Consider the following 12,971-nt stretch of genomic DNA (forward strand, 5'->3'; position numbering starts at 1 on the left):
AGATGCAACCTTTTTAAAAAGGTTGCGTCTTACTATAATTTTTTTTAGAATTTAATTTGAACAGACATTGAGTATGACGATTGGTTAGGGTAAACACCATAATCAACGCTGTAGTACTGTTGTGTACCACCATCATAATTCGCAATCTCAGGATCCCATCCTAAGTAATCAGAGAAAGTTAATAAGTTTCTACCAATTAAACTCACTTTAAGTGAAGTTAAGAAAGGAATTTGCTTGTTATCAAATGTATAAGAAACTGAAGCTTCTTTTAACTTTACAAAGCTACCATCTTCAACCCAAAAGGCATTGTTTTGGTTCACATCGTATAAAGATCCATAATAAACTCTAGTTTTCTTTTCAGAATCTGGCTTACCTGCTTGATCTACAATAGCGTTTCTTTCACTAATAGTTGTCCATTGTCCGTTGGCGTTATAAATATCACCACCTTGTTTCCAATCCCAAAGCATATAGAAATCTAACTTTTTATAGCTAAAGTTAGATACAATACCTACGTTAAAGTCTGCATTTTGGTTACCAATTTTTTCAAAAACAGGAGTTCCATTCGCATCCACTTCAATAATACCTGCTTCACCAGTAGTACCAATTTGAGATGTTTCAACAACAACACCGTCGCTGTTTACACTGTAATCTCCAATAGACATTCCTGAAGGTAGTTGATTAGCCATAGTCGCTAAGTCTGTAACAAAACGTCTACCGTACATAGAACCATACTCTATGCCTTCTCTTAATAAGAATAAGCCATTAACACCCACTTGTTGTTCAGGAGCATTTAACTTAGTAATTTTAGAATCAACTGTTGTAAAGTTAACACCTAAGTTCCATTTTACATTTGGTGTGTCTAGTATTTGAGAATTTAAAGACACTTCAATCGTGTTAGACTCTAAATCACCAACGTTTTGCCATTGTCTGTTTTTTCCAGCATTCGCAGGAGCAAATAAACTAACAAGCATAAACTGATCTGAAGATACTTGGTTAGAGTATGCAGCTTCTAAAGTAAATCTATCTAAGAAAGATGCATTTAAACCAAATTCACTTTCAGTTGTTAATGAAGGTTTTAAATCTGGATTTCCTTTAATTCTGTTTGTAGATAATGAACCTCCCCCAAGAGCAGTTTGTTCATATTGCCAAGAGAACCCTGGACGTTGTCCTGAAGTACCTCTTGCAAAGTTTAACTTTAATTCTTGAACACCTGGAATTTCTATATCTTGAGTAACTCTATAGGCTCCAGAGACTCTGTAGTAGTTGTTCCATCTTTCATTAGCTCCAAATAAAGAAGAACCATCACGTCTAAATAAAGCATCAACAATATAACGATCTTTATATACTAAACCACCAATTACAAACATGTTTTGTGCTCTTTCAGCATTTTGATTAGAAGAAGCAGAAATATCTGCATTTGCAAAGTTATCTAATGTTGGTAAACCTCTAAATAAATAGTTTTGACCAGAAGCAGACACTTGCTCATAAGCTCTATCTTCAATTAAGTAACTTAGCTTACCTTTTACTTCAAGGTCACCAAAAACCTCAGAATAGTTTATTGTCGCTTGTGCTTTTTGAGATAACTCAAAAGAACTGTTTTTATTCATAGAACCTTCACTGTAACCAAATCCAAGAGGGTCTCCAGTTGTTGTATATGTTTCGTATTTGTTATGTCTAGTAAAACGATAGTTATTGCTTTCAAAAGCATACTCCAATTCAGCAGTAACAGCATCTGTTAATCTTAAGTTTAAATTATAAGATCCTAAGAAACGTTGTTGCTTAGCTTTTGCATCTCTAGCATATAAATCATATAATGGATTGCTAATTTCAGATTCCCATGGATCTGGCTTATACCAATAAGGTTGTCCATCTGGGTTCTCAACAAATAGTTGCGCATCTGGCGCTAGTCTTGCAATAGTTCTATAAATATCAGCTCCACCACCTGGAGAGTTATCATTTAATTTTATAAAAGAGTTACTCGTTGTAAATTTAATCCAGTCATTAAAATAATAATCGGCATTTAAACGTAAACCATTTCTAGTATATCCATCTGTTTCTTCAAGAACACCTTCTGCTTCTGTATTTTCAGAAGAGAAGAATACACGAGACTTATCATTACCACTAGAAATAGAAGCATAGTTAGTTGTGTTAATACCATTTTTAAAGAATGCGTCTTGGAAATTGTTGTATACACCATAAGGGTTGTCAGAATAACCATCGGCAGATTCAATTCTACCACCAGTAACGGCGTTAACACCTGAAGCAGCCCATACACCTTGGTAACCAGCTGGATAAGTTACACCTTCATATTTTGTGTACTGTCCTTTAAATTGTTCCCAATCTGAAGCAAGCTCGTAACCATGAGATTGGTTAGTTTCAATGTAGTTATTGATTTTAGAGAATCCAACTTCTGACCTAAGAGTAATCTCAGATTTACCAAGTTTACCTCTTTTTGAAGTAATAGATATAACTCCATTACCAGCTCTTGATCCATATAAAGAAGAAGCAGAAGCACCTTTTACAATTTCGAAAGATGCAATATCATCAACATTAATATCACCAAGACCGCCTTCAACAAATACACCATCTAATAATACTAATGGTGCTTGAGAGCCATAAAAATTAGCTGCACCTCTTAAAAGTAGTGTAGCTCCTTGACCAGGACGTCCTAAATTTGTTACGGAAACACCAGCAACTTTTCCTTGAAGAGCACTAGCTGCAGAACCTGCAGGTACTTTTTCAATTTGCTCAGTACTAACTTTTGCTACTGTAACGGATAGCTTTTTTCTTGATGTAGCTCCTGCCACACCAGTTACTACAACCTCATCCAATTGAGCAGCATCTTCTTCCATAGTAACATCAATTGTATTTGCAGCACCAACAGTTTGCTCAACAGTTTTTAACCCTACATAGGTAAAAACCAATACATCCCCAACATTGGCAGTAATGTTATACTTACCATCAAAATCAGTTTGAGTACCATTAGTTGTGTTTTTTACAATAATGTTAACTCCAGGAAGAGGCATTCCAGATTGATCTGAAATTGTTCCCGAAATTGTTTTTCCTTGTGCAAAGGTAAATTGCACAACAAACGCCAGTAATAGCGTTAAAATTCCACTAAACTTTGTTTTCATTTTATATTTTATTTGAATTAGTCTGTGCCAAAAATCATAATAAAAAGTTAAAAAAGCAATTATTATTTAGGTTATTTTAACTTTTTAACTTTAAATGCCATAAACTAGAGGCTGTTTTTTTGACATATCTTGTGGAAATTTTAAGCAAAAAAGAAAAGGCTCAACATAACTTGTTGAGCCTTTTTATATAAAACAAAGTTTTTAATAAACTAGTTTACATCCCACCATAATTTTGTATGTAAATTATCTGGTCCTTGTGCAGCTACCATAGTATCATAATTAGCTTTATTGTTACTTTCAATAGCAGCATCATATGCATCTCTAACAGGGATCCTTGGATCACTAGCAAAAGGAGAAGGCGTAAGTGCTGGAAGATCTAAACGTCTCCATTCAGCCCAAGCTTCAGGTCCTTGTAAATATAAAGATACCCACTTTTCGTAAGCTATTTCCGCAATTCCAGCATAAGGATGAGCAGCAATGTATGCAGCTGCTTCAGTAGTATCTACGCCCCAATAGTCCATTGAAGCTTGAATACCTAAAGCATAATGTGCAGCCGCAGTACCACCACCAACATTCCATCCTTTCATTGCAGCTTCAGCCATCTTGAAATGTGTCTCAGAAGCTGAAAATAACAATGAAGGGTATTGCTTTTCATAAATAATATCACTAGTGATGAAAGAGTAAGATGGTACGTTACCATTTACAGCTCCGTTAGGTGCTCCAACATAACCTGCATCTATACCTCCTGGGAAGTTAGGTGAAGGATGCACGCTATCTCTTGCCTCTTCAGCATATTTAAACATTCTTGGGTCTAAATTTGCTCTCTGCTCTTCAATCATTGTTACAGATAAAATGTAATCTTCACGTGTTTGGAAGTTATCCTCCCAAGGACTATCACTTGTTTCATCCGAACCATAGTTGAACTCAATGTTATCAGCATTATCTGTTACTAACATTCCAGAAGCAACAGCTTGTTCAAATTTAGATTGTGCTAATGTTGGGTTAACATCAGAAATTCTCATTGCCATTTGCGCTTTAAGGTTATTTCCAAAAGCAGCCCATCTATCCATATCTCCTCCAAATAACACATCACCTTGAGGTGAAGCAGTACCAGCATCTAACATTGCTAAAGCAGCATCTACTTCGGCAAACATAAAGTTATAAATGCTTTCTTGAGAATCAAAAGCTGGTTGAGGGCTTTCAACTCCTTTAAATGCTTCCGTCCAAGGTAAATAACCCCATCTGTCAGTCATGTACTGTAAATAATACGCTCTTAATATTTTAGCTAGAGCTATTTGATTTTCATTTGAACCAAAAGCTAATGCACCAGCTGCTGTAGCAGGATCTTCATTAAGCTTAATGATTTCATTAAGATTTTGCATTGGTCCTGTATACCAACCATTATAACTAGCAGTTAAAGTTTCGTAACGAGACGACCCTGGATACTGTCCTTGTGTTATATGTTGCATATACAAAATTGCTTTCTCATCTACAGCAATTGATGGTATAGATGCTTGAGCAGAAGTAAGCAACTGTGAAGTCACAGGTGCTGTAGGGCCACTCGGATTGTCATTTGTATTTCCATAATCAATAGTTTCACATGAACTAAAGAACATGGTAACGCATATTAATAATGCTATGTTTTTAATTATATTCTTCATTTTTCTTAGTTTTTTAGAATGTTAGTCTTAAGTTAACTCCCATAGATCTTGTTTGAGGAAGGGTACCAGCTTCTGCCCAGTTTATTCCACCTCTTCTTTCAAGCTCTGAAGGATCTACCCAATTAAGTTCAGAATCAATTAACCAAACGTTATTTGCAAAGAAACCTATAGATGCACCAGATAAGCTAAACTTGCTTACAAAATCTTTATCGAAGTTGTAATTTAATTTAACACTTCTTAATTTGATGTAAGAAGCATCATGTAAGTTGTTTTCATATATATTACCTAAGTTACCTAGGTTATATAAATCTTGTGCTTCAACATAAGCGTCAACAACAGTACCATCAGAAGTTGGTTGTCCATTTGCATCAGTACCAGTTTCTAACACACCAACAATATGTACACCACCACCAGAAGCTACAGGATCTCTTTTAGGATTTCCTTTGTCGTTAAGTCCAGCTGTTTTTGCTGATAAACCTGAGTGATCCATATATCTTTCAGTTCTTGAGTAATACTTACCACCTTTTTGGAAGTCAAATCCTAAACTTAAATCCCAATTTTTATAAGTCATGTTAGATGTTAAACCTCCAGTAAAATCTGGTAAAACATTTCCTAAATTTTTGTTTGTTTCACGGCTATAGAAATAACGACCACCTGAAGCAGCACGATACATAATCTCTCCGTTATCACCATGAGCAAACCCTCTACCTATTAAAGTACCCCATTCTTTGCCAACAATTTCTTGAAGTCTCATGTTAGATGTGTAAGTACTTAAATCTCTAGAATCAATACCTGGGTATAAAGCGTCAACAAATCTATTAAGCGTAGCAAAGTTTACACCTAGCTCCCAAGTAAAGTTGTCGTTTCTAACTACATCACCTAATAATGCAACCTCAAAACCAGAAGATGTTTGCTTACCACTATTAATATTAGTATTAGTGTAACCAGTTGCACCATCTAAAGGAATGTTTATTGGAAGTTGATCATCTGTTCTATCCCAGTAAGATAAGTCTAAACCAATTTTACCATTAAATAAACGGAATTCAGCACCAACTTCAAATTCTTTTCTTTCACCACCTTTTAGATCTGGATTTGGTTGCGTATTACTAATACCAAGTCTACCGCTTCCTTGATATAAAGAACCTACAGTGTAAACACCTTCAGTTAAATATGCTCCAGGGAAATAAGGCGCCTCAGAATAACCTACTCTTAGTTTTGCAAAACTAAAAACATCACTTTTAGGTAAAACTTCGTGTGCTAAGAAACTTGCTGAAACTCCAAGAGTTTCAACTCTATTATTATCTGGATTTGCCGTTGAAGACCAGTCTAATCTATACGACCCATCTAAGTATAAGAATTTTTTATAACTAACCGATGCCTTTGTGAAAAGACCATCATTCTTTTGAAGTCTCTTACCTCCACTTGCAGCTACAGGATCTAAAGAACCTGCTAAGTTATAAAAATCAGGAATTGTTAAATCACCAACTGTGTTAGCGTTTAAACTTCTAAAATCTCTGTGAATTTTTTCTACACCCACATTGACATTATAATCGATGTCCCCGTTTAAGGCCACATTATTATAAGTCGCCATGGCGAAATAATCAATTCTTTCATTTCTACTATGACTTTCACTAAAGAAAGCTGGGTCTAATAAACTTTTAGTTGTACTTCTATCATCTGTGTTATAAGAGTTAAATGTCTTTCTTATTTCAGCCGTAATGTTGAAGTTGTCATTAAAGGTATAAGTACCTCCTGCTTTTCCAAAATAGGTATTCTTTCTATAGTTATAATCGTTTTCATAAGAATGGAAATAAGGCATATCCCAATATAAAGGACGTGCATCTCTAGGGCCACGAATATTCCAAGATACTACTTGGCCATTACGCTCGTAACGCTTTAAACGATCAAAATCTAATTGTCTTTGCCACCATTGGTTGAAGTTGGAACCTAAGTTAGCATATCCTTGATCAGGATTGTTAAGCATGTCTCTATCTTCAACATTTATATTTGCAAAAAACTCAAATTTATCTGATACATTGTAAGAGGCATTTAGTGCAAATCTAGTTGATTTATTACTAGAATTTGGAACAATACCATTTGCTTCTACATAAGTTACTGCAGTTCTAATATTGAAATTATCTCCTGCTTTAGAAAATGATAACGTTGTATTATTAGTGTATGCATCTTCATAAAATGTATTGATGTCATTTTTTGAAGGAGACCAAGGTCTTAACTCTCCAAATTCTGGTGTTCCAGGAACCCAGCTATCCCAATGACGTACTAAAGTACCATCTAATTTTGGCCCCCAACTTTCATCTGCCCAAAAATCTGGGTAAGGCTGTCCATCAAAAGATGCCCAAGAAGCAGGGTCAGTTGCAGGGTTGTAAGTAAACGTATTGAATGTTTGGCTATAACCACCACCATATTCGTTTTGGTAATCTGGCAAGTTTGTTACTTGATTAATAGTAAAAGCTTGGTCAATTTGAAATTGAGCTACACCAGATTCTGCTGTTTTTGTTGTAATAACAATTGCACCACTTCTTCCATCAGGACCATACAGAGCAGTTGCAGCACCAGACTTAAGCACAGAAATATCTGCAACGTTTTCTGGGTTGATGTCACTAATAGCGTAAACACGTACACCGTCAACTACATATAATAAATCTGTTTGACCTCTTAATCTAATACTTGAATTTCCAAAAGTTGTACTAGAATTACCAACTATTTGCACACCAGCTACTTTACCAGCTAGGGCATCGGCAATATCAGTTTCTTTTGCTTTTACTAGTTCTTCACCTCCTACAGATTGCTGTGCATAACCAAGAGACTTCTTTTCTCTTTTAATACCTAAGGCAGTTACAACAACCTCATCTAACAACGCTGCATCTTCTTGCATTGTTACATTTATAGTATTAGACGATCCAACTGTTTGTTCAACAGTTTTAAGTCCTACATAGGTAAAAGAAAGAACATCACCAGTACTTGCATTAATGGTGTAATTACCATCAAAATCTGTTTGTGTTCCGTTAGTTGTACCTTTTACTAAAATGTTAACTCCAGGAAGAGGCATGCCAGATGCATCCGCAACCGTTCCCGAAATTGTTTTTTCTTGTGCAAAGGATATTTGCACAACAAACGCTAATAGTAGCGTTAGAATTCCACTAAACTTTGTTTTCATTTTATAATTTATTTGAATTAGTCAAGTCCAAAAATCACAATAAAAAGTTAATTAACCAATTATTATTTATTAAAATTTCAAAATTTGTTTGTAATTAATCAATAAAAAGGACGACTATATTAGAATTTAGCATTTAAACTAAGGTGTATTTTTGAATTTGAAAACTCAAATTTTTGGTCTTTATGTTTTCCACTTGCGTAGTTGAGTCTTAATACTCCAGCCTTTGTAAGAACTCCTAATCCAAATCCAAAACCGTAGAGTTTTTCGCTATAGTTTTCTAGGCTGTTGTTGAGATACGCAGCGTCTGTAATAGTATGAACGTAAACTGAAGGACTTAAGTTGTATCTGTATTCTAAATTTAATAAGGCATATAATGTTGCTAAAAGACTGTTTTCTTCAAAACCTCTTATGCTGTTAATTCCCCCAAAACGTAACAGTTCATTTGTGAAATAATCTTCTGATTGAATTCCTTGCGATTTAGCTCTAAAAAAAATGCTGTTTTTCATATTTAGATTAAAAATCTTGTAAGCGTTTACTTCATAATATGATTGGTTTGTTTTTTTACTATTATTTTTTCTGTTTCCAAAGCCTACTTTGGTGTCTAAATTAAAATTATTAGGAAATAGTATATTATTGTATTGTGGTTTAAATATTTGATACTGTAAATTGTAGAAGGTTGAATTATAATCCTCAACATTTAATAGAGAATTACCATCGATTAAATTGTTCGATTGTATTGATGTTAAACCAGTATACAATATTTGTTGATTGTTGATTTGATAGAATAAATTAGCCGACTGGCTGACCGTTGTAAATGTTGAGTCCTTTTTAAAAATCTCAAGGTCGAGTTCTGCACCTAAAGGTGAATTGAATATATAAGGTGCTTTTAGGTTTGCATTAAATGTTTTTTGCTCGCTTTCATCACTCTTGTAAATAACATTGATTGATTCTCCGTAGTTTAGGTTATTGTTAAGAGTTAAATCTAAATAGCCATCAAACTCCAATTTACTAGATGTTTCATTGGTGCCAAAACCTAGGAAGCCATCAAAAATATTGCTTTTGCGTTTTTGTAAGTATAAATATACTGTAGATGAGTCTTTTGTAAACAAAATTTCTGGCTCTCTAGTTAAGCTTGTAAAAGGCAATGAATTTAGTATTTTAACTTTTTCTTTTAATGTGTTAATATTTAAAGTTTTTTCATGCTTTAGTTTTAGATAATGCTTTAAATAGGGTTTTGGAAAATTCTCATAACCCTTAACGATAACCTTGTCAATAGTTCTTTCGCTATTAGATTCAATTACCAATTCAGAGCCAAGACTTTTGTTAGTGCTGCTCTTTTTTAAAAAATCTAATTTTACCGTAGAAAATGGATAACCGTTTTCAATTAGATAAGCATTTATTTTTGTAAGAAGAGATGGGATAGTTTCTATTTTGGTTTCAAAGAAAGACTCATTAGCATTTACTATTAGTGATTTTAAAAATTCAACAGAAATGGTATTTTTATCATAGTATATATATATGGTGTGATATTTTTCACCTAATCGTATTTTACTGTAATATGTTGAGTCGTTTTCTTTTTTGGTCGAAACTATCTTATTTTCAATAAAGCCAATCTTCTGAAGGTTTTCTTTTAGGTTAATGATTTCTTCTTGTAATAGTTTGAAATTTGAAAACGATTTCTTGTATCCAATAGAATCTATGACTGTAGTTTCACTGACTGTATTTCCAGAAACAATTAAAGTAAGATTTTGCGACGACAAACCATTGATAAGGAATGTGCCATAAAGAGAGTATATAATAAGAATTTTAAAATTTTTCAAGGTTCAAATTTGAGTATAAAACTAACGGAAATAAACATTAAATAATATTGAAGAAAAATTAATTTTTAATATAGAGTGAAAATTAATTATTTAAGATTTGAATTATTCATATTAATTTCTACCTTTGCAGCCCTCTAAAGTGAGGGTTAAATAAATATTATATAGAAATATATGCCAACAATTTCACAATTAGTAAGAAAAGGAAGAGCCAAAATAACTAAGAAGAGTAAATCGGCTGCTTTAAATTCTTGTCCTCAAAGACGTGGAGTTTGTACGCGTGTTTACACTACAACACCAAAAAAACCTAATTCAGCAATGCGTAAAGTTGCTAGGGTAAGGTTAACAAATGGTAACGAAGTAAACGCATACATTCCAGGAGAAGGGCACAATTTGCAAGAGCACTCGATAGTATTAGTTAGAGGTGGAAGGGTAAAAGATTTACCAGGAGTTAGATATCACATTGTACGTGGTGCATTAGATACTGCAGGTGTCGAAGGTAGAACGCAGCGTAGATCTAAGTATGGTGCTAAACGCCCTAAAAAGTAATTTAAACTTTAAGAAGAAGACATGAGAAAAAGAGCAGCGAAAAAAAGACCGCTTTTACCAGATCCAAAATTTAACGATCAGTTAGTAACTCGTTTTGTTAACATGATGATGTGGGATGGTAAAAAGTCAGTAGCTTTTAAAATTTTCTACGATGCAATAGATATTGTGGAAGAAAAGAACACAGACGAAGAGAAAACTGCCTTAGAAATATGGAAGGATGCTTTATCAAACGTTATGCCTCACGTAGAAGTGCGTAGTCGTAGAGTAGGTGGAGCAACATTTCAAATTCCAATGCAAATTCGTCCAGACCGTAAAGTTTCTACAGCAATGAAATGGCTTATTAGCTTTTCAAGAAAAAGAAACGAAAAATCTATGGCTCAAAAATTAGCAGCAGAAGTATTAGCTGCAGCTAAAGAAGAAGGAGCAGCTGTTAAGAAAAGAGTAGATACTCATAAAATGGCAGAAGCAAATAAAGCATTCTCACACTTTAGATTTTAGAAAATGGCACAAAGAGATTTAAAATATACAAGAAATATAGGTATTGCAGCACATATTGATGCTGGAAAAACTACAACTACAGAGCGTATCCTTTATTATACTGGTGTATCTCACAAAATTGGTGAAGTACATGATGGTGCGGCGACTATGGACTGGATGGAGCAAGAGCAAGAAAGAGGCATTACAATTACTTCGGCTGCTACAACTTGTACATGGCAGTTTCCATTAGAAAATGCTGAACCAACGCCTGAAACAAAAGGATATCACTTTAATATTATTGATACTCCTGGTCACGTTGATTTTACGGTTGAAGTAAATCGTTCATTACGTGTGCTTGATGGTTTAGTATTCTTATTTAGTGCAGTTGATGGTGTTGAACCACAATCTGAAACTAACTGGAGATTAGCAGATAACTATAAAGTACCACGTATTGGTTTTGTTAATAAAATGGATCGTCAGGGATCTAATTTTATGGAGGTTTGTCAGCAAGTTAAAGACATGTTGGGTTCAAATGCAGTGCCAATTGTAATGAATATTGGTGATGAAGCTGACTTTAAAGGTATTGTAGACTTAGTAAAAAATCGTGCCATTGTGTGGCATGACGAAACTCAAGGAGCTACTTTCGATGTTATCGATATTCCTGAAGAGTTAAAAGCAGAAGCTGCTGAATTAAGAGCAAAACTTATTGAAGAAGTTGCGACTTACGATGAGAATTTATTAGAAAAATTCATGGAAGATGAAGATTCTATTACCGAGGACGAAGTGCATGCTGCACTTAGAGCTGCTGTAATGGATATGGCAATCATTCCTATGATTTGTGGGTCTGCATTTAAGAATAAAGGCGTACAATTCTTATTAGATGCTGTGTGTCGTTACTTACCTTCTCCAGTAGATAAAGAAGGTATCGTAGGGATTAATCCAGATACAGAACAAGAAGAAATACGTAAACCAGATGTAAAGGAGCCGTTTGCTGCTTTAGCATTCAAGATTGCTACAGATCCTTTTGTTGGTCGTTTAGCATTTTTCCGTGCCTATTCTGGTCGTTTAGACGCAGGTTCTTATATTTTGAACAATCGTTCAGGTAAAAAAGAACGTATCTCACGTATTTACCAAATGCACTCTAATAAGCAAAATGCAATCGATTTTATCGAAGCAGGAGATATTGGAGCTGCGGTAGGATTTAAAGATATTAAGACTGGTGATACCATGTCTGATGAAAAACACCCTATTGTTTTAGAATCTATGGACTTTCCAGATCCAGTAATTGGTATTGCTGTTGAGCCTAAGACTAAAGCAGATGTTGATAAGCTAGGAATGTCTTTAGCAAAATTAGCAGAAGAAGATCCAACATTTACAGTAAGAACAGACGAAGCTTCAGGACAGACAATTATTTCTGGAATGGGAGAGCTTCACTTAGATATTATTGTTGACCGTTTGCGTCGCGAGTTTAAGGTAGAGGTAAACCAAGGTCAACCGCAAGTTGAGTACAAAGAAGCTATTACACAAACTGCAGATCATAGAGAGGTTTACAAAAAACAATCTGGTGGTCGTGGTAAGTTTGCAGATATTGTTTTTACCCTTGAGCCAGCAGATGAAGGTGCAACAGGGCTTCAATTTGAATCAATTATTAAAGGTGGTAACGTTCCTAAAGAATTTATCCCTTCAATTGAAAAAGGATTTAAAATGGCAATGGTAAATGGTCCATTAGCAGGTTACGAAGTTGATGCTATGAAAGTAACATTAAAAGACGGATCTTATCATGATGTCGATTCGGATCAATTATCATTCGAATTAGCTGCAAAACTTGGATTTAAAAATGCTGCAAAAGCTGCAAAAGCTGTAATAATGGAACCTATTATGAAACTTGAGGTAATTACTCCTGAAGAAAACATGGGTGATATTGTTGGAGATTTAAACAGAAGAAGAGGTCAAGTAAGTGATATGGGAGATAGAGCAGGAGCTAAAACAGTAAAAGCAACTGTACCATTATCTGAAATGTTTGGTTATGTAACAACATTAAGAACATTATCATCAGGTCGTGCAACATCAACTATGGAATTTTCACACTATGCTGAAACTCCTTCAAATATTTCAGAAGAAGTAATTAAAGCTGCTAAAGGCGTTGAATCGTAAA

General features: G+C 34.5%; 7 protein-coding genes. 3 read left to right on the plus strand and 4 right to left on the minus strand.

Translation table 11 applies throughout. From position 1 onward, the window contains the following. Positions 1 to 44: 44 nt before the first annotated feature. The 4 genes from HB672_RS05695 to HB672_RS05710 form a co-directional block, all read right to left on the minus strand. Positions 45 to 3,134 (minus strand): SusC/RagA family TonB-linked outer membrane protein, encoded by a 3,090-nt coding sequence (locus HB672_RS05695; RefSeq protein WP_167609109.1) that lies wholly within the window; start codon positions 3,132 to 3,134, stop codon positions 45 to 47. A 209-nt stretch (positions 3,135 to 3,343) separates the two neighbouring features. Beyond that, positions 3,344 to 4,795, minus strand: a complete 1,452-nt coding sequence (locus tag HB672_RS05700; RefSeq protein ID WP_167609113.1) for a SusD/RagB family nutrient-binding outer membrane lipoprotein — start codon at positions 4,793 to 4,795, stop codon at positions 3,344 to 3,346. Between the two features lie 13 nt (positions 4,796 to 4,808). After that, a complete protein-coding gene (locus tag HB672_RS05705) occupies positions 4,809 to 7,973 on the minus strand; it encodes a SusC/RagA family TonB-linked outer membrane protein (protein WP_167609115.1) in 3,165 nt (1,054 codons plus the stop codon). A 119-nt stretch (positions 7,974 to 8,092) separates the two neighbouring features. Then, positions 8,093 to 9,793: a hypothetical protein gene (locus HB672_RS05710; RefSeq protein ID WP_167609118.1), complete on the minus strand. Its 1,701-nt coding sequence runs from the start codon at positions 9,791 to 9,793 to the stop codon at positions 8,093 to 8,095. Positions 9,794 to 9,964: 171 nt separating this feature from the next. Between HB672_RS05710 and rpsL the strand changes: the two genes are divergently transcribed. The 3 genes from rpsL to fusA are packed head-to-tail and all read left to right on the plus strand — an operon-like array spanning position 9,965 to position 12,970. Beyond that, positions 9,965 to 10,339 (plus strand): 30S ribosomal protein S12, encoded by a 375-nt coding sequence (rpsL, locus tag HB672_RS05715; protein WP_044399731.1) that lies wholly within the window; start codon positions 9,965 to 9,967, stop codon positions 10,337 to 10,339. A gap of 21 nt (positions 10,340 to 10,360) precedes the next feature. Beyond that, positions 10,361 to 10,837, plus strand: a complete 477-nt coding sequence (rpsG, locus tag HB672_RS05720) for a 30S ribosomal protein S7 (protein WP_167609121.1) — start codon at positions 10,361 to 10,363, stop codon at positions 10,835 to 10,837. A 3-nt stretch (positions 10,838 to 10,840) separates the two neighbouring features. After that, on the plus strand, positions 10,841 to 12,970 hold the full coding sequence (gene fusA / locus HB672_RS05725) for an elongation factor G (RefSeq protein WP_167609124.1): 2,130 nt from the start codon (positions 10,841 to 10,843) through the stop codon (positions 12,968 to 12,970). Position 12,971 lies beyond the last annotated feature (1 nt).

This window comes from Gaetbulibacter sp. S0825 (assembly GCF_011777505.1).
GTDB lineage: Bacteria > Bacteroidota > Bacteroidia > Flavobacteriales > Flavobacteriaceae > Pontimicrobium.

Excerpts from the sequence above, each read along its gene's own strand:
- fusA (WP_167609124.1), top strand. The coding sequence starts at position 10,841 with ATGGCACAAAGAGATTTAAAATATACAAGAAATATAGGTATTGCAGCA.
- rpsG (WP_167609121.1), top strand. The coding sequence starts at position 10,361 with ATGAGAAAAAGAGCAGCGAAAAAAAGACCGCTTTTACCAGATCCAAAA.
- HB672_RS05705 (WP_167609115.1), bottom strand. The coding sequence starts at position 7,973 with ATGAAAACAAAGTTTAGTGGAATTCTAACGCTACTATTAGCGTTTGTT.
- rpsL (WP_044399731.1), top strand. The coding sequence starts at position 9,965 with ATGCCAACAATTTCACAATTAGTAAGAAAAGGAAGAGCCAAAATAACT.
- HB672_RS05700 (WP_167609113.1), bottom strand. The coding sequence starts at position 4,795 with ATGAAGAATATAATTAAAAACATAGCATTATTAATATGCGTTACCATG.
- HB672_RS05695 (WP_167609109.1), bottom strand. The coding sequence starts at position 3,134 with ATGAAAACAAAGTTTAGTGGAATTTTAACGCTATTACTGGCGTTTGTT.